Here is a 21262-nt window from a genome sequence, read left to right as displayed (position 1 = left end):
TGTGGGGGGATTATGTTGACACTTGAAAAACAGTATAAAGACCATGTAAGTAAAATGCAGGCGTACAATGAAGCACTGTCCTTATTGTATTGGGATCTCCGTACCGGAGCGCCTAAAAAAGGAACGGATCTTCGTTCTGAAACAATCGGGACTTTGTCTTCTGAATTATTCGCTTTATCAACATCTGATGAGTTCGGACAATTATTGGCTGATTTGGAAGCAGATAAAGCGAAACTGAGCCATGTGATGCAGCGATCAGTTGAAGAGTCGCGCAAGGAATACGATTTAAGCAAAAAAATTCCACCTGAAGAATACAAGAAATTCGTCATTTTGCAGTCCAAAGCGGAGTCGGTTTGGGAAGATGCAAAAGCAGCTGCTGATTTTTCTTTATTTGAGCCTTATTTAGAAGATTTGGTGTCGATGACAAAGAAAATGATCGGCTATTGGGGCGAAAAGAACGGCAGCGCTTATAATACGCTGCTTGATCAATACGAGCCGGGCATGACGACAGAAATTCTTGATGAAGTTTTCGGCAAGCTGCGAAACCGCATCGTGCCATTGGTGCAAAAAATAGCTGCTTCTGAACATAAACCGGAGACCGGTTTCCTTTATGGACATTTCCCAAAAGAAGCGCAGCGGGGTTTAAGCATCGAAGTATTGGAGCAATTAGGCTATGATTTTGAAGCTGGCCGTTTGGATGAAACAGTCCATCCATTCATGACCACAATCAACCGCCGAGACGTTCGGGTCACGACGAAATACGATGAAAACGATTTCCGAACAGCTGTTTTTGGAACGATCCATGAAGGCGGCCATGCTCTTTACGACCAGAACCTGGGAGCGGACCTTTCCGGTCTTGCGATTGAAGACGGGGCTTCGATGGGAATCCACGAATCCCAATCGCTTTTCTTCGAGAACTTCATCGGCCGCAACGAAAGCTTTTGGACAAGCAATTATGATTTATTGAAAAAATACGCTCCGAAGCAATTCGAATCTGTGAGCCTAGAAGATTACGTGCGGGCAATCAATGAATCGAAGCCTTCCTTGATCCGGATTGAAGCGGATGAGCTGACTTATGCACTGCATATCATGATCCGTTATGAGCTTGAAAAAGGGTTGTTCAATGGAGATTTAGCTGTCAAGGATTTGCCGAAGCTTTGGAATGACAAATACGAAGAATATTTAGGCGTGCGTCCATCAAATGATGCCGAAGGCGTATTGCAGGATGTGCACTGGGCAGGAGGAAGCTTCGGCTATTTCCCTTCCTATGCACTCGGCTATATGTATGCAGCCCAGTTTAAAAATGCCATGCTAAAAGATTTGCCGAATTTTGACGAGTTGCTTTCAGCAGGCAATATCACACCGATCCGCGAATGGCTGACTCAAAACGTGCATCAATACGGCATGTCGAAAAAGCCGCTGGAAATCCTGAAAGACGCCACCGGCGAAGGATTGAACGCTGATTACCTAGCAGCTTATCTGGAAGAGAAATATTCAAAGATTTATCAGTTGAATTAAGATGGAAAGTGAGCCCGAAAGCATATGCTTTCGGGCTTTATTATTTTCCATCAGCCAATTCCAAAGAATTTTGATTATAATAAATGCAGGAGGGGTTATATGTTAAAATCATTCAGTTTAGAAGGCAAGACAGCGATCGTTACAGGCGCAGGAAAAGGAATCGGGAAAGCGATCGCTTTGGCAGTGGCTGAAGCGGGGGCAAACCTGATGCTGGTTGCGAGAACAGAGGAAGATTTGAAGGCTGTCCAACAAGAAATCAATAACGGCCGGACGTATTATACAGTAGCTGATATTACTTCAAGGGAACAAATTCAGCAAGCAGTGGAAAAAACAGTGGAACGTTTCGGCAAACTTGATGTCCTTGTAAACAATGCCGGCATGAATATCCGTTCTTCTTTAATGGAAGCGACTGACGGCGAATGGCAAAAAATCATGGATACGAACGCCCATAGCGTTTTCATGTTTTCTCAAGAAGCGGCCAATCAAATGGAATACGGCGGCTCAATCATCAATATCAGCTCAGTTGGCGGGGAGCGAGCGCTAAAAACAGGCGTTGTGTACGCAGCTTCAAAAGCAGCGATTATACAAATGACGAAAGTGATGGCGATGGAATGGGGAACAAAGAACATCCGCGTCAATGCGATCGGCCCTTGGTATTTTAAAACACCGTTGACGGAAAAAATATTGGCGGACGAAGAATACTTAAATTCCATTCTGGCTGTAACGCCGATGAAGCGGGTGGGGGAACTGCCGGAAGTGGCGTCGCCAGTCGTTTTCCTGGCTTCAGACGCGGCAAGCTATATCACCGGACAAACTTTATTTGTCGACGGCGGCATGTCCATCCACGGATTTTCGTGAGGCGTCTGCAGGGGCTAACCAATAAGTCTTTACTAGACTTATTGGTTAGCCCTTTTGTTTCGATTAAAGCGCTGCGCCAGCTTCACCGAAAAAGGAGTTGTTCCAATTATATTTGGGGAAACTCCTTTTTTCGTTGGACGTAAAAAAATGTTATGATTAAAGCAGTATCTGAAGAAGGGGTTATCAAATGACAGCACATGACCATCAAAAAGATTTAATTGAAACAGCGAGGCTTTATAAAATATTTGCAGATAATGAAGACACAGAACGCGCATCAAAAGCGGAATTGTTTGCAAAGAAGATATTAAAGAATAATTTTATTATTGGATTTGCCGGACATTTTTCTTCAGGGAAATCGTCGATGATCAATGCGTTGACAGGTGAGACCTTATTGCCTTCGAGTCCGATTCCGACGAGCGCAAATATCGTAAATGTGCAAAAAGCGCCTTCCGATTTTGCGATCGTCAACCGCAAAAACAAAAAACCGGTTTATTTTCCGGAGAATTACGATTTTGATGTGGTAAAGGCATTCTGCAAAAGCGGAGATGTGACACAAGTTGATATTGGCCATCAAGACTCTGTGCTTCCGGAAGGCATCACGGTCATGGACACTCCGGGAGTCGACTCGACAGACGATGCCCACCGTTTGTCCACGGAATCTGCACTGCATGTTGCAGACATGGTCTTTTATGTGATGGATTACAATCATGTCCAGTCCGAGTTGAATTTCAATTTCACCCGTGAGCTGCAGAAATACACCGAGCTCTATTTGATTGTCAATCAAATAGACAAGCATCAGGCTAGTGAATTGCCTTTCGAGGACTTTAAAAAATCGGTTTATGATTCATTTGCCGCATGGGGAGTCGAACCGAATGGGATTTTCTTTACATCCTTAAAAGACTTTGCGTTTCCAGGCAATGACTTCGAGCAAGTCAAAGAATTGGTGGCTTCTACAATGGCAGGATGGCAAGGCCATGTTGGGGAAGCGACCGATGCAGCTTTGCAGCAATTGAAAGATGAACATCTCCGTTTCTTGGAAGAAGAACAACAGGAGCGGCTGCAGGCATTTTCATCCGTTTTAACTGAAGACGAATGGGAAAGCCGTGAAGATATCAAACATGAAAATATGAAAGTGGCGAATCGCCGATCGGTTCTTGATTTTGAAAAATGGCAGGCTAAATTCGAAAAAGACCGAAAAGAATTAGTTGAAAACGCCAATATCATGCCGTATGAATTGCGGAATGCCCTAACGAATTATGTCGAGTCCGTCCAGCCTAATTTCAAGGTCGGTTTGTTGTTCAGCGGCAAAAAAACGGAAGAAGAGCGGGCATTGCGGAAAAAAGAAGTAGTGGAAAGGCTCGATACGGTCGTTCCATCGCAAATCACGAATCATCTGAAAAAACTGATGAAAAATTCGTTGAAAGACGCAGGGCTCTTAACCGATGACGAGTCGATTTCAATTGACGAAAAAAAGTTTTCTCCTCCGTTTTCGCTGATCGAAGAACAACTTCCGAAAAGCGGTCCGATCACGAGCGATGCGATCCTGAATTTTGCGAAGAATATCACTGTTTCCATTCAGCGTTGGTTCATTAAAGAAACAGAAGGCTGGAAAAAGGCACAAGAAGAAAAGTTCACTTCGTTATCCGATGATGCCAATACCGAAATAGATATGAAAGCCCAATTGCTGGATCAAAAACTGTTGGCCATCACAACTTTAGAAGAGATGGATGAACGGATTGATAAAGTGAAAAAATCTTTTTCTGCGATGCTTCCTAGCCAGAAAGTCGAAGCTGAGCAAAAAGTGGATCACTGGCAGCATGAGTTTTCAATTTCGATGGAGGAAATGGTGGAATTTGATGAATCCATGCTCGAGCAGAAAGCCGCATCGAACCGGGAAGACCGTGACCAGCTCACTTCGTCGAATGTAAACCAGTTTGATGAAAATGCGGTAATTGGAAGAGCCAATCAAACGGTTTTGGCCCTCACTTCGATTAAAGGATTTGCGGAAACAGCTGAATACTTGAAGCGAAAAGCAGCACGTTTAGAGAAACAGGAGTTTACAATTGCGCTATTCGGTGCATTCAGTGCGGGGAAATCTTCTTTTTCAAACGCATTGATGGGTGAAACGGTTCTGCCGGTTTCCCCTAATCCGACGACCGCGACCATTAACCGGATCCGTCCTGTGACTAAGGACCATCCGCATGAAACGGCAGATGTCCGCTTGAAAACGGTCGCTCAGATGACAGAGGATGTTAGAAATTCCTTTAAGGTCTTAGGTGTAGAAGTCCACACGCTAGAGGAAGCTTTCGCTAAAGCCGGAACACTTTCTCAAGAAGGTTCATCAGAGCAGCAAGTCCATAAATCGTTTATCGACGCGTTCCAAAAAGGCTATCCGGAATTCAAGGAACATCTCGGGGAGACGCTCCGAACCAATCGTGAAGAGTTTGGACTTTATGTAGCGAAAGAAGAACGCAGCTGTTTTGTTGATGAAATCGACTTCTACTACGATTGTGAATTAACAAGAAGCGGCGTCACTTTAGTAGACACTCCAGGAGCTGACTCGATCAATGCCCGGCATACGAATGTCGCTTTCGAATATATCCGAAATGCCGATGCCGTCTTGTTCATCACTTACTATAACCATGCATTTGCCAGAGCTGACCGGGAATTCCTCATACAGCTTGGACGTGTAAAAGATGCATTTGAAATGGATAAGATGTTTTTTGTCGTCAATGCAATCGATTTAGCGAATAATGAAGAGGAAAAAGACGCTGTCATTACTTATGTTCAAGATGAACTTCAGCGTTTTGGCATCCGTTTTCCAAGGCTTTATGGAGTTTCAAGCTTACTTGCGTTAAGAGACAAGGCAGTTTCAGGGATGCCGGAATTCGAAGAAGCTTTCCAGCATTTCTTGAAAGATGAAATCAAGGGGATGGCTGTTCAATCCTTGGCAGAGGAAGAGCAAAAAGCGGTTGACCGTTTTAGCGCGTTGATCGCCCAAACCGAAAAGAATTTGATGCGTAAAGATGAACGTCTAGCAGAGCTGAAACAGATCGAGCAGCAATTGCGCATCTTGTTCAGTGCATCTGCTGCGCGGATTTTCACAAAAGAAGCCATGCAGGAATTGGATGAATTGCTGTATTACGTAAATCAGCGTGTATTCTACCGCTTCAATGATTTCTTCAAAGAAGCCTTTAATCCATCAGCATTCAATGGAAAATCAGCTCAACAGGCACTCGACACCGCAATCGACGATATCGTTGAAATGACGGCATTCGACTTTGCCCAGGAATTGCGCGTGACGCATTTCCGGTTAGCCCAGTTTATCGAAAAACGGATTTCAAACCGTTTCAAAGATGACAGCGCGAAACTAAAAGAGATGAATCCGGATTTCTCGCTGACTCCTTATGAAGTGGAAGAGTCAGCGGCAATTGAACCGGATCAGGCTTTTGTGGGGACATCTTATACATCTGTGAAATCCTATTACAAAAATAATAAAAGCTTTTTCGAGAAGAATGAAAAAGAGAAATTACGGAATGCTTTGCAGGCTTTGATGGAGCCGGATGCCTTAAAGTATCTCGACCGAGAAAAAGTAAAAATTAGCCATTGGGCGGATAATTGGATCGAACAGGAAGCGGAAGGCTTGCGGCAGCACATGCTTCGCCAAGCTATCGATCAAATCGAATCAGAACGAATTGTGCTCCAGCAACAGGAAATTTTGGCACAGTGGAAAGACTTGTTTTCAAATCTCGTAGCTGAAAGGGTGTAAGGAATGACAGTATTCAAGAATATTGACCAAACACAAAACTATCGATGGGTTGATGCACGATTCGATTTGAAGGATCCGAATTGGGGAGAAAAAGCCTATCTTGAAGAACATATTGAAGGAGCTGTCTACTGGGACCTTGAAAAAGATCTATCAGATATGGAAGCGGCAGGTGGGCGGCATCCGATGCCTTCAAAAGAGAAATTAAGCGGGTTGATTGAAAAAAGCGGGCTTGATCCGAAAGACGAGATCATGATCTACGACCAAGGCGGAGCTCCCTATGCAGCACGTGCTTGGTGGCTATTGAAATACGCTGGATTTGAAAATGCCTATATCAGCAAAAAAGGATTCGAATCGCTGAAAAAAGAAGGGTTGGAAACGAGTAAAACGGTTCCTGAGCCTGCCGCTGCCAAAGTAGAGCTTTCTTTTGATGAATCGATTTATGCCGACCAAACTTACGTTAAGCAAATTATCGATGGAGAAGAGCTCGGAATCTTGTTAGATGCCCGGTCTGCTGAACGCTATGCAGGGATTTCAGAACCGATTGATCCGGTTGCTGGCAGAATTCCCGGCGCCCGCAACTTCGACTGGGAACAGTTGATTGACCACCGGGGTGAATTCACGGAAGAAGTGGATTTTTCGGGTGTACTCCAGAAAAGCGAACCCGCAGTGGTTTATTGCGGAAGCGGCGTAACTGCTGCCGCCTTGTATGCGATGCTAGCGCATAAAGGCCATCAATCGCTCCGCTTATATGCAGGAAGTTTCTCAGACTGGATAACGGATGAAAAGAATGTCGTTGAAATTGACGCGAATGATCAATCCGCTGAAATGGGCGATGCAGCAAAAGCTGTCTTAGCAAAATTGATCGAAGAAGGCTATAGCGGCGAAATGCTCATGAAGAAATTTGAATACGAAAAATCCTTGCTCGAGAAAAAATGAATAGAAAACCCCCGCTCAATTTGAGCGGGGGTTTTTCATGTTTTATTCGCTGACTTCCTTAGCCAGCGAAATGTCTTTTTTCGGTTGTTTGCGCGTTAGCTGAACCATGATGATCTGGTGGTTTTCCATTTCCCGCACAGTAATGACATGGGTCGGCAGATGCACAGTGCCGCCTTCAGTGATGTCTGTGTTTTTGAGCTGGACCCAACCGCCTATCGTATCTACGTCTTCGCTGTCATCAAAAACGATGGCGAAACGGTCTTCCAAATCTGAAAGGAGGACACGTCCGTTCACAAGGTAATTGAGCGGATCGAGTGCTTTGATTTCGTCCCGTTCGTCATCATCAAATTCATCGCGGATTTCCCCGACGATTTCTTCCAGAATGTCTTCCATTGTAATGACGCCGGAAGTGCCGCCGTATTCATCAATGACAATGGCCATATGGACTTGCTGCCTTTGCATCGTTAAAAGTACGTCCTGGATAGGCGCTAACTCCAATACAAAAGGGATGTCATGGACAATTATACTTTTGGTCAAACTTCCATTTATCGTGAAATTCGTCAACAGTTCCTTAATATTTACAAACCCGATAATGTCATCCTTATCGCCATTTTCAGTTACAGGATAGCGGGTATATTGATGGTCTCTGACGATTTCCATCAAATCATTCTCATCCATTTCCAAAGAGATCGTTTCCATCTGTGTGCGTGGAAGCATGATGTCTTTTGCAACACGTTCGTCGAATGAGAAGATGTTTTGCATATACGAAAGTTCGGTCTTATTGATTTCACCGCTTTGGTAGCTTTCGTTCATAATGATCTTTAACTCTTCTTCCGAATGGGCTTGTTCATGTCCGGCAGGTTCGACTCCGAACATGCGCAGCAATAGGCGTGCAGAACCGTTCATGAGCCAGATGAACGGGTTTAAAATCTTTCCGAAAATAACCAACGGCTTTGAAAAGAATAAAGCCATCGCTTCAGCATATTGGATTGCCAAGGTTTTTGGAGCCAGTTCTCCAAGCACTACATGAAGAAATGTCACAACCGCAAATGCAATCCCGAAGGAAAGGATGGAAGCTGTGGGGTCCACGATGCCGAAATTTTCAAAAACGGGATGCAGGATTCGTTCAACCGTCGGTTCCCCGAGCCACCCAAGCCCTAAGGCTGTCATGGTAATGCCGAGTTGGCAAGCCGATAAATAATAATCCAGGTTATCCACGATTTTTCTGGTGCGCATTGCGTTTTTATTGCCTTCTAAAATCAGTTGGTCAATACGGGAAGTTCTCACTTTAATGATCGAAAATTCCGAGCCAACAAATAATGCGGTCAAAGCAATTAATAAAGCCACTAAAAACAAATTCAAGATAAGTATACTGTCCAATTCGTCCCTCCGGTTTGGAGGGTTCACCTCTGCTTTCTAAAATGTCCATTAATTATACCATAACTGAAAGCCACTTTCTTTAGGGAACTTCTCGCAAAAAATTTTGAGTATTCCGATTGAATAAAGTTGTCACCCAGCAGAAATGGAATTATGATTAACAATGAGAAAAGGAGTGACATTATGAGAACTTTATGGCATGGCGGTAAAATCTATACAATGGCGAGTGAAGGAGAAACCGTAGAAGCAGTTTTGGTTTCTAATGGCAAAATTGAAAAGATCGGTACATATGAAGAATTAAAAGAGTCAGCAGATAAAGAAATGGATTTGAAAGGGAAAGTCATGTATCCGGGATTTGTGGATAGCCATATGCACATGATCGGACACGGCGAGAAATTGCTGCGGGTGGACCTTTCTAAAATTGAATCATCAGAAGAAATGAAAGAACAGTTGATCCGTTCAACGAAAGATTTGGCTCCGGAAAACTGGTTTATCGGGGAAGGATGGAATGAAAACAATTTCCCCGATCGGAAAATCTTCCATCGTCTTGAACTCGATGAAATTTCCGAGTCGCCCATGATGTTGAAACGCGTATGCCGGCATGCCGTCTTAGCGAATTCGAGTGCGCTGAAATTGGCGGGCATCACAAAAGACACACCAGACCCGGAAGGCGGAGTCATCGTCCGGGACAATGACGGAGAGCCGACAGGCTATTTGCTGGATGCAGCACAAGACCTGGTGGCCAATCAAATTCCGGAAGTCAGCGTTAAGTATTTAACGCATGCCCTACAAACTTCTGTAGAAAACTTATTGTCACTGGGTTTGACTGGAGCCCACACAGAAGATATGGGGTATTACGGCCATGATTACAAGAAACCGCTCCAGGCATTTAAAAATGTAATCGGCGGAAAAATAAAATTCCGTGCGAACTTGCTTCGTGCGCATAGCCAATTTGAAGCGATGATGGAAAATGCCAGCTACTTGGAACCCTTCATCGATCCCGGCGCAATGAAAATCTTTGCAGATGGTTCTATCGGCGGAAAAACGGCGCTATTAAGCAAACCGTATAATGATGATCCATCTACGAGCGGGGTTGCCATCCATTCGGATGAAGAATTGCAACGCTTGGTCGCAATGGCGCGGAAGCACGGCGAAGCTATAGCGATCCATGTAATCGGTGATTTGGCCATGGAAAAAGCGCTGGATGCAATTGAAGCCCATCCGGTAGCTGAAGGGAAGCGCGACCGATTGATCCATGCGATGATTCTCCGTGAAGATTTAGTGGAACGCATGGAAAAATTAGCAGTCATCCTAGACTTGCAGCCAAGTTTCGTCAGTTCGGATTTCCCGTGGGTCATTGAACGATTGGGAGAAGAACGGATTAAATGGTCCTATGCGTGGAAGAGCTTAGTAGACCGCGGCCTTATCTGTGCAGGAGGATCGGATGCGCCGATTGAAGAGGTGGATCCGCTGCAAGGCATCTATGCGGCAGTGGCACGAAGAAAGCCGTATGAAACACATGAAGGCTATATGCCGCAGGAGAAATTGAGCCGATTTGAAGCCATTCAGCTATACACCAGCGGAAGCGCTGCGGCAATTTGCAAAGAGCATGAACGCGGTGTGATTGCTGAAAACTTCGATGCGGATTTCTCGGTATTTGACCGTGACTTGTTTGAAGGGGAACTTGAACAGATCATCGAAGCCGAAGTTGAACTGACGATCGTAGCAGGAGAGATTATGTATCAAATAGAGAGAAGTGAATAGAAGTGAAAGCTGTACCAGAAGAAATTTTAGCGGAATTGGCGCTTGCAGAACAAGCCGGCATCGATATGAAAAGCCCGAAAGCGGTAGTTACCCATATGCTCGGCAAAGGCGAAAAAGAATCGATTTTGTATTTCTATAAGCCTGGAACGATTGAATTTGATTTTGATAAATATGATTTTGCCGTCAAAGAAATGCGGAAGCGCAATTCATAAGTCCATATGAACATCCGTAAAAAAATCCCCCGCTGCTAGTTATGCAGCGGGGGATTTGGTGCTTTAAGATTATTTGCCGCCGAGCATGTTGAACAATCCGCCAGCGATACTTCCTTCTCCTTGCGATTTGCCTGCAGGATTTTGCGGCGCCGCAGCAAACACGCGGCTAGCTAAGCGGCTAAATGGCATCGACTGGACCCAGACACTGCCAGGGCCGCGTAAAGTGGCAAAGAACAGTCCTTCACCGCCGAACAAGGCAGTTTTTACACCGGAAACCATTTCTATATTGTAATCGACATCGGGGGTCATTGCGACTAAGCATCCGGTATCAACGCGAAGAACTTCTCCTTTTTGAAGATTCTTTCGGTGGAGAGTGCCTCCTGCATGGACAAAAGCCATTCCATCGCCTTCAAGCTTCTGCATGATAAACCCTTCACCGCCAAAAAAACCGGTCCCAAGTTTCCGCTGAAATTCAACGCCAATGGAAACACCTTTAGCCGCTGCTAAAAAGGCATCTTTCTGGCAGATGATTTTGCCGCCAAGCATGCTGAGATCCATCGGAATGATTTTTCCTGGATAGGGCGAAGCGAAAGAAACATGGCGCTTGCCGATTCCTTGGTTTGTAAAAGTCGTCATAAATAGGCTTTCACCAGTAATGATCCTTTTTCCGGCACCCATCAATTTCCCCATGATGCCAGAGCCGCCGCTATTCGATCCGTCACCGAAAATGGTTTCCATGACGATGCCATCTTCCATCATCATCAAAGCACCGGCTTCTGCAATGACTGTTTCGTTCGGGTCCAATTCCACTTCCACAAACTGCATGTCGTCCCCGTAAAGTTTAAAATCGATTTCATGATTATTCATCTGTTTTCCTCCTTGGAAAGACTGTTATATAATGAATACGTGAAAAAAATTTAAAAGTTTCAAAAATAATAAATTAATTTACGGGTAATAATATTGTTATGTAAACTTATAATTGAAATTGGAGGAATTGAAAATCGAAGCAAAACAGTGGATTGAATTTTTACAAATGGAAAAGCATCCGGAAGGCGGCTATTACAAATCTTCTTTCACGTCAATAAACCAGATGGAATTTGCTACGCATGACGGTGAAAGACCGCTGTACACGAGCATTTATTTTTTGTTGAGATCCGAGGACTTTTCTCATTTCCATCGATTGAAGTCGGATGAACTTTGGTATTTTCATGCGGGCAGTGCATTGACTGTGCACATGATCGACGAAAAAGGGCACTATCGGCAAGAGCGATTGGGGATTGGAATCGCGGACGGGGAAAAACCGCAAGTGCTAGTTAAAAAAGGCAGTATTTTCGGCTCGACAGTGGACAGTGAAAATTCATTTTCTCTCGTAGGGTGCATGGTAGCACCTGGTTTCGATTTTAAAGATTTCGAACTCTTTACCCAACAGCAATTGATGCAGTATTATCCGCAGCATCAGGAAATCATCGAACGCTTAGCTTACGAAGACATTCCATAAGCGAAAGACTATATCGAATTATTTGAAAATATGCTATTCTAAGGGAAATGAGAGAAAAATGAGGTCGAGTTATGGAAATGGTTTTATCATTATTGATCATCGCAGTAGCCATATTTGCCGGAATTTCCTTAAAGAAATTTTACGATAAGCCGTATATCGTTAATTTTGCTTTATCTGCAATGCTGCTTCTGATTGTTTTGCGCACAGTCCTGCAGCAGCCGATTACCAATTTGGGATGGGCAGCAATTGTCATTTGTTCTATTGCATTCGTTTTCCAAGTGGTTTTAGGGATAAAAAACCTGAAAGTGAAAGAACAAGTGCAGGCATAAAAAACGGATCTCATTGAGAGATCCGTTTTTTTATAGGCGATTTAATGCTTCTTCTATTTCGTCATCGCCAGAGATGATTTCAAATGTTTTATTGAATACATGGAGATTGTCGAGTGAGTGCAAAAGGACTTTTGCAACATCTTCTCTTGGGATCGGCCCGGCGTCTACATATTCGGTCGCTTTGATGCGTCCGGTACCCGGATCATTGGTTAAAAGGCCCGGGCGGATGATGGTATAGGTCAATCCGCTTGCACGCAGGATATTATCTGCATGGTGCTTCGCTACGTAGTAAGGCGCAATGTCATCGCCCCACATTTCCCGCCGGTCAGCATGGATTGCACTGATCATCAGGAAGCGGTCGGTTCCTGTCTGGCTTGCCGCTTCAATGGTTTTTGCAGCGCCGTCAAGATCAATGAGCAAGGTTTTGTCAGCGCCTGTACCGCCGCCGCTGCCGGCAGTGAAAACGACAGCGTCGCAGCCTTCCATGGCTGAAGCAATCTCCTCCACACTGCCCTCTAAACTCGTCACGACCGTTTCGACATTCAAACTATTAAAATAGCTGATTTGTTCTTCCATACGAATCATCGCAATTGGCGTATGGTCGGGGCTGTCTGCCAATAGTTTAACAAAATGCCTGCCGATCTGGCCGTTTGCTCCTACAACTAATACTTTCATTGCGTTTCCTCCTTTAAAGATCTGCGTTTACTCTTTCCATACCCTCCATGATTTTCTTTAATCTGCTGAACCACAATTCATTTATCGTGAATTTCGTAAAATTTTTCTTTATATCTAAAGTGTCTTTAGTATAATGTAACTAATCTCTTTTTTTTGACAATAAACGATTTCTGGAGGTACTAAATGAACTCGGAAAATGCAAAAAAGAATGTGAAATTCAATAAACATAATGATTCATCAGGCCTTTCCTTTGGCGTAGCACACATGAGCGGTAAACCTTTGGATAAAGAAAAAAGCCCTTTTTGGGACTTTATTACTCAAACTTTCTTATTTATCTTAGGCGGAGTTATCCTTTGCGGAATGCTGTATCTACTCGTATCATTTACATAACGACAAATTTAAAAGGAGATTCGCTATGATTCGATATCCAGCACGGGAAATTAAAGTGATCGGTGTTACTGCCCCTTCGTCAGGAGTGGGGCCGGATGATCATGAAGTTCTTCGATCGGCGATTGAGCGATTAGAGGAACGGAATTTCAAATTGAAAGTCGGAGAGACGGCTTGGACTCAATCAGAAGCCAAGTCTGCAGATGCAGAAACACGGGCCGAAGAGCTCATGGAAATGCTCAACGATGAAACGGTGGATTTGATCATGCCGCCATGGGGCGGTGAATTGCTGATTGAGGTGCTTGAACATCTGGATTTCGAGGCGCTCCCTGAAAAGTGGGTGATGGGATATTCGGATATCAGCTTGCTGCTGCTCGCGATTACCTTGAAGACAGGGTTGGCAACTGCACATGGCACCAACCTCATCGATTTGCGCGGTCCGGAATCCGATGACACGACAGCGAAATGGCTCAAGGTGCTTCAAACTAAAAAAGACGGTTCCATCAGCCAAGTTTCATCAGAAAAATTTCAGGAGAAATGGGATCATGAGGATCCATCGCCGGTCGTTTTTCATTTAACTGAACCTACGGCTTGGAAAACGGTGTCTGGAGAAGCGGAACAATTTTCAGGACGGCTTCTAGGAGGCTGTATCGACGTTATTCGCCATATAATCGGCACGCCTTATGGAAATATTGAGGCTTTTAGGGAAGCGCACATTCCAGGAGAGCCAGTCATATGGTATTTGGAAAACTGTGAAATGAACGTAGCGGATCTAAAGCGTTCTTTGACGCAGATGAAATATGCAGGATGGTTTAACCATATCTCCGGCATCGTCTTTGGAAGAAGTGCTGCAAACGAAGCAGTCGGCGGCTATACCATTGAAAAATTATACGAAGACCTGTCAGATGAGCTAGGCGTTCCGATTGCCTACGATATCGATTTAGGACATGTTCCCCCGCAAATTACATTCGTCAATGGAGCTTATGCCGTTATCGATGTTGAAAATGGAAAAGGTAAAGTTACTCAGGAATTCAAGTGAAAAGGACGGAAATGAATGGAAATCCGAATTTTAACAGCAGAAGATGCCGAATTTTACCGTGAACTTCGCATCGAGGCATTGATGCTGGCACCGGATGCATTTGGTGCAACATTAGAAGAAGCGCTGGATAAACCGGTCGAGATGACAGCGGAGCAGCTTTCTTCGCCTTCAGCCACCACTTTCGGCGCTTTTGTCGGGGGCAGGTTATTAGGGAATGTCACGTTAAAGCGCCATACAGCGGCTAAGCTGCAGCATCGTGCAAATGTAGTCGCGGTGTACGTTACGCCTTCTGCTAGAGGCCGGAGGATTGCGAGCCGGTTGATGGATGCGTTGATTGAACATGCGAAAAGCTTAGAAGGCTTAGAACAATTATACTTAGCGGTCGTTACAGATAACGAATCCGCCATCGAATTATGCAAACGCAGCGGATTTGAAAAATACGGTACCGAATATCGTTCGATGAAAGTGGAAAGCCGTTATATTGATGAAGACCTCATGGTGAAATTTTTGTAAGGAAAAAGAGTGGACACAACGATGAAAAAATCGCTGGGTCCACTCTTTTTATTTTGCAAATTCTGATCTTGGAAACAGCTGGTAAAGTTTATCATCACCTTCTGTCGGGGTTCCGCGGCCGTCCGTATTATTCGTAATGAAATAAAGGGCTTCACCATCTGAAAATACATCGCGTACGCGGCCAAAGCCTTCGAGGGAATCAACCAGTTCGTTTGTTTCCAAGTCAAGAATTTTGATAGCCGTGCCCCTCAAAGCGGCAATGTACAATAAGCCATTGTGGGCCGTAATGCCGCTCGGTGCCCAAGTTTCGTCATCGCCGGTCGTAAATAATGGGGTTTCAAGCCCGCTTTCCGTTTCCATTCCTTCAATGAACGGCCAACCATAATTCTTGCCTTCTTCAATTTGATTGATTTCATCATTTGCTGACTGGCCATGTTCAGCAGCGAACATATTGCCATCATGCCAGGCAATGCCTTGGGGATTGCGATGGCCGAGTGTATAAATTTCAAATTCGCCTGATTCATTAAGCTTTAAGATTTTGCCGTTTACAGCGTCCGGATCCTGTGCCAAATCCGGATTGGATGCATCGCCGATTGTAGCAAAAAGTGTGCCATCTTCGTCGAATTCAAGCCGGCCGCTGTGGTGGACATTGCCGGTCGGGATGTCCTCGAGTAAAATGGCAGTTTCGCTCCAGACATCTCCTTCGAGCTTCAACTGAACGATCTTATTATACGAATCCCCGTCTTGTTCATAAACGTAATAGCCATAGGCTTCCTTGGAATCCACAAAATCCGGTGACAGGGCAAATCCGAGAAATCCTGCTTCAGCTGCAGATGAAAGCGGATCTGAAAAATCGACTTCCTGGCGAGTTAACGTGCCTTCTTCGTCAATATGAGCGATGGTTCCAGGACGCTCGGAAATGTAAAAGGCCTCTCCCGTTTTATTGATGGACCAAGGGGTTTCAAGATTGGCAGCAATTTCATCAAACGGCACGTCCGCTTCATCTGTATTTGCTGGTGCATCTTGGCAGGCGGCTAGTATAATGAGGGGAAGCAAGGAAAAAAGAATTTTTTTCATAACAAAACCTCCTTTTGTCCATCATAAGCGAAGGGGCCGTGCAAAAGGAATTAGAAAGGAGGGAGGCAAGCGCATGTCCTTAATGAAAGACGTTAAAGAAGAAGCGGAAATCCGCAAAAAACGAAATCAGATCCGCATTGCTACTTGGGTGATCGTTGCCATCGTTCTAATTTTGGTATGGTATTTCACCAAATAAAAAAACCGTCATTGCGACGGTTTTTTTCGGTTCTGCATTATTTCCAGAATTACTGCAGCTAAGGTGATGGCAATCAACACGTTAACTAGCGTGACGTTCAAAAATTGATCTCTAAAAATTGTGGCTACAGCCAATACATAGAATAAGCCTTGCGAAATTTTAGCAATTCCCGGCACGGCATTTTTTTGATAGCGGAGCTGTGCAAGCTGGAACATCAAGAATGCCAGCAAAAGCACCAAATAATAGGGCCAGGAAAACTCGCCGATCAAATTATTGATGACGCCAAAAATAAGGAGCGGAACAAAATAAAACAGTAATGAATTCAAGAAAACTCACCTTTTCACTTTTTATTGGAATTCTTTCGCTGCCTGTCGGTAATCGCCTTATAAAGGTTGGCTACAGAAAAAACGAGTGCCAGCGTAACGATGATGATCGAAATGACGGGATAGGCGGAAACGCCATTTTCCAAGATCTCAAGCACACGTGTGTAAAGAATCCACGGTCCAATCAATAGAATGAAAATATCGAGTGCCGTTCCTAAATTGAATTTCATCTAATTCCTCCAATAGACATGCTGAGTTAAGTTTAGCAGAATTATTTTCACACGTCTTTAGGCAAGTCGAAAAGAAAAACCGCTATCACAAGGATAGCGGCCGAAAAACGAATAATAACTTTCAAATTACTTGTTTGCACGCAACTCTTTTCTCGCCAAGTCGTCCGCTGCGCGGTTTTGGGAGTCTGGAATCCATTTGATGAAGCAGTATTCGAAAGAACCGGACAATTGAAGTGCTTGTTCGAGCAGAGGCTTGAATTTCGGGTTCTTTATGAACCCCCGTTCAAACGCTTCGACAGCCACTTGTGAATCCGATTTAATGGAGACCATGCCGCTCGTCAATTCTTTGGCTAGTTCAAGCCCTTTCACCAACGCGGTAAACTCTGCAGTATGGTTATCCATTTCCCCGATATAGCCGCTCCATTTGATCAAATGACCTTCACCCCGGATGAAAACGCCGACCGCGCTGACTTGTGGAGACCCGGCAGTAGCAGCATCGATAAACACTTCAAGCATGGAATCACCTACTTTTCGTCAATGGGGGTAATTGCTTTTGCGATATATCCAAAAGGCGTATCAAGAACGGATACGATAAATTTCAGTATATAAGTTGAGATGAAAATTTGAAGCCAAACATCGAACGGAAACACGCCGTAAAAAGCGATGCTCGTAAAAATCAGCGTATCAAGCAGCTGGCTGATCAGCGTTGAGCCGTTATTCCGGATCCAGAACTGGCTGTCTTTCGGAAATACTTTCCGGAGAGCCGTAAAGATCAAGACATCCAAATGTTGGCTTGTGAGATATGCGATCATACTGGCAATGGCAATTTGAGGAACCAAACCGAAAATCGTCTGAAGCGCTTCATTGGCAATATCGCTTTCATCCGGAATGAATTTGATGCCCAGCTGCATAACGATAACCATGATCAGCAAAGATGAAAATCCAAGCCAAACCGCTTTTTTCGCTTCTTTCTTGCCGTATTTTTCATTCAGGATATCGGTTGCAAGAAACGTTGAGGCATATAGGCTATTGCCGAGTGTTGCTGTCAAACCGATGATTTCGATCGTTTTGGTTACTTGGATATTCGCGAGCACCGTTGAAATCGCTACCCAGGCAAATAATCCGGTCTTGCCGAAGAATTTGTACATAATCAGCAGCAAGACAAAGTTGACCACGGCAAAGCCGAGGCCTAAAAACTCGTTAAACAACATAATTTCCTCCTTAGTTTTGGTAAAGCGGGAGTTTACGAACCGCTAACACATAAAAAATGTCCTTTGCCAGTATAACGATTGTTGCAAAAAAAGACAAATTAGGAGTAAAATAAACGAATGGCATTTTGAAGGGGTGACAGTTTGAACAAGCTTTCAATAATCAATGAGATTGATGAAATGATGGAAACTTATTGCGAAGGATGTTTCGTTCGCAAGCAAATACGCAAAGAGCAGGGCAAGACAGCTGCCCACCGTTTTTGCATCAGCCATTGTTCAGTCGGGACACAGCTGCAGTTTTTAGGGAATGAGTTAAATAAGATCGGCACGGAACATAAATCGTAAGTTTATTGGATAAATCACAAAAAAGCCGGGATGCGAACCACTTCGCTCCCGGCTTTTCTATGGCTTTGACAAAGAAAAAAGGCCTTAAACCGGCCTTCCATATTAAACATAGTAATAGTCAACTTTCAATTTCAATTACATTAGCGGCTTGGGGCCCGCGATTCCCATCAATAATTTCAAAGGAGACGGTCTTGCCTTCTTGCAGTGTACGAAAGCCATCGCCTTGAATGCCGGTAAAATGGACGAACACGTCATCGCCATCATTATACTCGATAAAGCCATAACCCTTTTCCGTATTAAACCATTTCACTGTTCCCTGGTGCATGCACGTTCCCCCTATTATTGATATTGTAGCGGTACCATGAAAAAACCGGTTTCGGTTGGATTAAACTATACAGGAAGCGGTATAAATCGTCAATCTTTCGCCAAGTAGCGGGCAAAGGAAGCGGAGAAAAGCTATAATAGAAGAAAAGGGGTCCACCAATCGATGCAAAAGTTAATAGAGCAATGTGAGAATCAAGTTAAAACAATTTATGAAAATTTTGATGCAAGCCATGATTGGCAGCATATTGAACGGGTTCGGCAAAATGCCAGATTGCTGATGGAAAAAGAGCAAGCGGATGCTTTGATCGTTGAAATGGCAGTGCTGCTTCATGATGTATCAGATCCGAAATATAGAAAACCTGGAGAAGACCTGGAATCGGAAATTTTGCAGGGCCTCGATTTGACAGCTGGCCAGCGGGAAAAAATAAAGGCCGTGATTGATTCGGTATCCTTCAAAGGAGGGAACGGTGTAGAGGCGGCGTCAATTGAAGCGGAAATCGTCCAGGATGCGGACCGGCTTGATGCGATCGGGGCTGTCGGCATTGCCAGAACCTTTGCATATGGCGGTGCAAAAGGGCGCAGATTGTATGATTGGGAAGAGCAGCCAAGGCACAAAATGACCGAAGAAGAGTACCGGTCAAAACCGACAAGCAGCGCCACCCATTTTTACGAGAAATTATTATTGCTGAAAGACCATATGAATACGGAAACCGGGAAGCATATCGCTGAAGAACGCCATCAGTTTATGATATCCTTTTTAGAGCAACTTAAAAAAGAAACGGATGGGAATCAATGAGCCATTTAATTATCAATAATTTAACAAAAACAGTAGGAGCGAAAACGCTTTTTAAAAACGTAGAGTTTTCTTTGTATCCGGGTGAGCGCGCCGGATTGATCGGCGTCAATGGAACAGGGAAGTCCACGCTAATGTCCATTTTGGCAGGTGAAATGGAAGCTGATTCCTTGTCGATGGACCACCCGAAAAAATACCAGATCACGTATTTGAAACAAGAGCCGGAATTCGACGAATCGCTGACGGTTTTGGAAACCGTGTTTTCCGGGGATTCGCCGATTCTTGCCTTAAACCGTTCTTATGAACGGGCATTGAAAAACATGATGGTTGATTCCAGTTCGACTGAGCTGCAGGATGAACTGATGAAGATACAGGAAGGCATGGAGCAGGAAAATGCTTGGGACATCAACGCATTGGCTAAAACGGCATTGACGAAGCTTGGCATCGATATGTTCGATGCGCCGGTCGGCGAATTGTCGGGCGGCCAGAAAAAGCGTGTAGCTTTGGCAAAAGCGTTGATTGAACCGGCTGATTTGATCTTGCTGGATGAGCCGACCAACCATCTTGATGCGATTTCGACCGAGTGGCTGCAGGAAACGCTTCTGCGGATGGGCAGCGCGATGCTGTTTGTTACACACGACCGTTATTTCCTCGATGCCGTTTCTACCCATATTTTCGAACTGGCAGATCAGACGATGTATACCCATAAAGGGAATTACGGGGACTATCTTGAAAATAAAGCGATTAGGGACGAAATGGCAGCGAGTTCCCAGCAAAAGCTGGAAAACCGGTTCCGTTCTGAATTGAAGTGGATTCGCCGCGGCGCAAAAGCGCGCTCGACGAAACAAAAAGCCCGTATCCAGCGCTTTGAGGAAATCAAAGAAAATGTCCAAAAAGAGAATGACAATACTTCGCTTGAATTATCGATGCAAAGCCAGCGGCTCGGCAAGAAAATCATTGAAGGCGAAAATCTTTCGATGGCATTCGGCGATAAAGTCATTTTCCGGAATTTCGATTTTCTTTTGCAAGGCGGCGACCGCATCGGAATTGTCGGACCAAATGGCGCCGGCAAATCGACATTATTGAAGATTTTGGCAGGAGAGTATGAACCGACAGAAGGCAAAATCGAATACGGAAGTACGGTGAAGATTGCCCACTTCACGCAGCATTTGCCGGAAATGGATGAATCCCAGCGCATGATCGAATACATCCAGGAAATTTCAAGCGATTATGAAGCGGCAAAAGGCGTGCGCTTGTCTGCCACACAGATGCTGGAACGGTTTTTATTCCCTTCCAATGCCCATGGGACACAGATCGGCAAATTGTCCGGCGGTGAGCGGAAGCGCCTGTATTTGCTTAAACTATTGATGGAGCAGCCAAACATTCTACTGCTCGATGAGCCGACGAATGACTTGGATATCCAGACGCTTTCAGTACTCGAAGACTTTCTGGAAAACTTCCCAGGCGTCGTTATTACGATTTCCCACGATAGGTTCTTCCTGGACCGGATCGCCCGGAAACTATGGACAACCGGTACTGGTCAAATTCTCGAATACCAAGGTTTGTATTCCGACTTTATCAAAGAAAAAGCGGAACCGGCAGCCGAGGTTCCGGAATTTGTAGAACCGGTTGAACAAGAGGCGCCTAAAAAACAGCAGCCAAAAAAGAAATTGACGTTCAATGAGCAGCGGGAATACAACGGAATTCTTGACGAAATTGCAGAAATTGAAGCGAAAATCGAAAGCTGCGAAGAAGAAATGGCCACAGCCGGAGCGGATTTTGAAAAATTGAACCGCTTGACGTTGGAAGTGGATGAACTAACTGCGAAATACGACGAAAAGATTGAGCGATGGACTTATCTTCAGGAAATCGCTGAATCCTAATGGAATAA

24 protein-coding genes are annotated in these 21262 nt (G+C 44.5%); 15 read left to right on the top strand and 9 right to left on the bottom strand.

Features of this window, described 5'->3' with window-relative positions:
- The first annotated feature begins 12 nt into the window (after positions 1 to 12).
- The 4 genes from NFU07_RS01895 to NFU07_RS01880 all read left to right on the top strand — a co-directional run bounded on the left by NFU07_RS01895 (position 13) and on the right by NFU07_RS01880 (position 7081).
- Positions 13 to 1518, top strand: a complete 1506-nt coding sequence (locus NFU07_RS01895; RefSeq protein WP_251473874.1) for a carboxypeptidase M32 — start codon at positions 13 to 15, stop codon at positions 1516 to 1518.
- Positions 1519 to 1617: 99 nt separating this feature from the next.
- Positions 1618 to 2376, top strand: coding sequence for an SDR family NAD(P)-dependent oxidoreductase (locus NFU07_RS01890; protein WP_251473871.1), 759 nt, complete (start codon positions 1618 to 1620; stop codon positions 2374 to 2376).
- A 187-nt stretch (positions 2377 to 2563) separates the two neighbouring features.
- Entirely contained in the window at positions 2564 to 6145 is a 3582-nt protein-coding gene (locus NFU07_RS01885) for a dynamin family protein (protein WP_251473869.1), read from the top strand.
- A 3-nt stretch (positions 6146 to 6148) separates the two neighbouring features.
- Positions 6149 to 7081: a sulfurtransferase gene (locus NFU07_RS01880; RefSeq protein WP_251473868.1), complete on the top strand. Its 933-nt coding sequence runs from the start codon at positions 6149 to 6151 to the stop codon at positions 7079 to 7081.
- A 42-nt stretch (positions 7082 to 7123) separates the two neighbouring features.
- Here NFU07_RS01880 and NFU07_RS01875 read toward each other — a convergent pair whose 3' ends face one another.
- Positions 7124 to 8461: a hemolysin family protein gene (locus NFU07_RS01875; protein ID WP_251473866.1), complete on the bottom strand. Its 1338-nt coding sequence runs from the start codon at positions 8459 to 8461 to the stop codon at positions 7124 to 7126.
- Positions 8462 to 8641: 180 nt separating this feature from the next.
- On the opposite strand from NFU07_RS01875, the gene NFU07_RS01870 reads away from it, so the two are divergent.
- Positions 8642 to 10222, top strand: coding sequence for an amidohydrolase (locus tag NFU07_RS01870; protein WP_251473865.1), 1581 nt, complete (start codon positions 8642 to 8644; stop codon positions 10220 to 10222).
- Between the two features lie 2 nt (positions 10223 to 10224).
- Positions 10225 to 10434 carry a hypothetical protein gene (locus NFU07_RS01865; protein ID WP_251473864.1) on the top strand — a complete coding sequence of 70 codons (210 nt, stop codon included), beginning with the start codon at positions 10225 to 10227 and terminating at the stop codon, positions 10432 to 10434.
- Positions 10435 to 10503: 69 nt separating this feature from the next.
- Here the strand turns inward: NFU07_RS01865 and NFU07_RS01860 are convergent, their stop codons facing one another.
- Positions 10504 to 11301, bottom strand: coding sequence for a TIGR00266 family protein (locus NFU07_RS01860; protein WP_235196389.1), 798 nt, complete (start codon positions 11299 to 11301; stop codon positions 10504 to 10506).
- Between the two features lie 127 nt (positions 11302 to 11428).
- Between NFU07_RS01860 and NFU07_RS01855 the strand changes: the two genes are divergently transcribed.
- Positions 11429 to 11932 carry a cupin domain-containing protein gene (locus NFU07_RS01855; RefSeq protein WP_285835919.1) on the top strand — a complete coding sequence of 168 codons (504 nt, stop codon included), beginning with the start codon at positions 11429 to 11431 and terminating at the stop codon, positions 11930 to 11932.
- Positions 11933 to 12003: 71 nt separating this feature from the next.
- Entirely contained in the window at positions 12004 to 12261 is a 258-nt protein-coding gene (locus NFU07_RS01850; protein ID WP_251473863.1) for a hypothetical protein, read from the top strand.
- A gap of 30 nt (positions 12262 to 12291) precedes the next feature.
- Here NFU07_RS01850 and NFU07_RS01845 read toward each other — a convergent pair whose 3' ends face one another.
- A complete protein-coding gene (locus NFU07_RS01845) occupies positions 12292 to 12936 on the bottom strand; it encodes an SDR family oxidoreductase (protein ID WP_251473862.1) in 645 nt (214 codons plus the stop codon).
- Between the two features lie 183 nt (positions 12937 to 13119).
- Between NFU07_RS01845 and NFU07_RS01840 the strand changes: the two genes are divergently transcribed.
- Genes NFU07_RS01840 through NFU07_RS01830 form a run of 3 tightly spaced genes read left to right on the top strand, consistent with a single transcriptional unit; the run spans position 13120 to position 14875 of the window.
- Entirely contained in the window at positions 13120 to 13326 is a 207-nt protein-coding gene (locus tag NFU07_RS01840; protein ID WP_251473861.1) for a hypothetical protein, read from the top strand.
- 25 nt (positions 13327 to 13351) lie between these two features.
- Positions 13352 to 14362, top strand: a complete 1011-nt coding sequence (locus NFU07_RS01835) for a S66 family peptidase (protein ID WP_251473859.1) — start codon at positions 13352 to 13354, stop codon at positions 14360 to 14362.
- 15 nt (positions 14363 to 14377) lie between these two features.
- Positions 14378 to 14875 carry a GNAT family N-acetyltransferase gene (locus NFU07_RS01830; RefSeq protein ID WP_251473857.1) on the top strand — a complete coding sequence of 166 codons (498 nt, stop codon included), beginning with the start codon at positions 14378 to 14380 and terminating at the stop codon, positions 14873 to 14875.
- A gap of 48 nt (positions 14876 to 14923) precedes the next feature.
- Here NFU07_RS01830 and NFU07_RS01825 read toward each other — a convergent pair whose 3' ends face one another.
- Positions 14924 to 15952 carry a PQQ-dependent sugar dehydrogenase gene (locus tag NFU07_RS01825; RefSeq protein ID WP_251473854.1) on the bottom strand — a complete coding sequence of 343 codons (1029 nt, stop codon included), beginning with the start codon at positions 15950 to 15952 and terminating at the stop codon, positions 14924 to 14926.
- Between the two features lie 73 nt (positions 15953 to 16025).
- On the opposite strand from NFU07_RS01825, the gene NFU07_RS17685 reads away from it, so the two are divergent.
- Entirely contained in the window at positions 16026 to 16148 is a 123-nt protein-coding gene (locus NFU07_RS17685) for a hypothetical protein (protein WP_285835918.1), read from the top strand.
- 8 nt (positions 16149 to 16156) lie between these two features.
- Here the strand turns inward: NFU07_RS17685 and NFU07_RS01820 are convergent, their stop codons facing one another.
- The 4 genes from NFU07_RS01820 to NFU07_RS01805 all read right to left on the bottom strand — a co-directional run bounded on the left by NFU07_RS01820 (position 16157) and on the right by NFU07_RS01805 (position 17909).
- Entirely contained in the window at positions 16157 to 16474 is a 318-nt protein-coding gene (locus NFU07_RS01820) for a hypothetical protein (RefSeq protein WP_251473852.1), read from the bottom strand.
- Between the two features lie 14 nt (positions 16475 to 16488).
- On the bottom strand, positions 16489 to 16701 hold the full coding sequence (locus NFU07_RS01815; RefSeq protein WP_235196381.1) for a hypothetical protein: 213 nt from the start codon (positions 16699 to 16701) through the stop codon (positions 16489 to 16491).
- A gap of 126 nt (positions 16702 to 16827) precedes the next feature.
- Positions 16828 to 17217: a ribonuclease HI family protein gene (locus NFU07_RS01810; protein ID WP_251473850.1), complete on the bottom strand. Its 390-nt coding sequence runs from the start codon at positions 17215 to 17217 to the stop codon at positions 16828 to 16830.
- A gap of 8 nt (positions 17218 to 17225) precedes the next feature.
- Complete coding sequence (locus NFU07_RS01805; protein ID WP_251477025.1) at positions 17226 to 17909, bottom strand: queuosine precursor transporter; 684 nt, start codon at positions 17907 to 17909, stop codon at positions 17226 to 17228.
- Between the two features lie 144 nt (positions 17910 to 18053).
- Between NFU07_RS01805 and NFU07_RS01800 the strand changes: the two genes are divergently transcribed.
- A complete protein-coding gene (locus NFU07_RS01800) occupies positions 18054 to 18254 on the top strand; it encodes a zinc-finger domain-containing protein (protein WP_235196378.1) in 201 nt (66 codons plus the stop codon).
- A gap of 118 nt (positions 18255 to 18372) precedes the next feature.
- On the opposite strand, the gene NFU07_RS01795 is transcribed toward NFU07_RS01800, so the two are convergent.
- On the bottom strand, positions 18373 to 18579 hold the full coding sequence (locus NFU07_RS01795; protein ID WP_235196377.1) for a cold shock domain-containing protein: 207 nt from the start codon (positions 18577 to 18579) through the stop codon (positions 18373 to 18375).
- A 162-nt stretch (positions 18580 to 18741) separates the two neighbouring features.
- Here NFU07_RS01795 and NFU07_RS01790 point away from each other — a divergent pair, with 162 nt between their 5' ends.
- Complete coding sequence (locus NFU07_RS01790; RefSeq protein ID WP_251473848.1) at positions 18742 to 19374, top strand: HD domain-containing protein; 633 nt, start codon at positions 18742 to 18744, stop codon at positions 19372 to 19374.
- The gene (locus tag NFU07_RS01785) at positions 19371 to 21254 is read left to right on the top strand and encodes an ABC-F family ATP-binding cassette domain-containing protein (RefSeq protein WP_235196376.1); all 1884 of its coding nucleotides are present in this window, start codon (positions 19371 to 19373) and stop codon (positions 21252 to 21254) included. The genes NFU07_RS01790 and NFU07_RS01785 overlap by 4 nt, the downstream gene beginning before the upstream one ends.
- The last annotated feature ends 8 nt before the right edge of the window (positions 21255 to 21262 follow it).

The organism is Planococcus sp. NCCP-2050 (assembly GCF_023708025.1).
GTDB lineage: Bacteria > Bacillota > Bacilli > Bacillales_A > Planococcaceae > Planococcus.
This window is presented reverse-complemented; position numbering and strand designations above follow the sequence as displayed.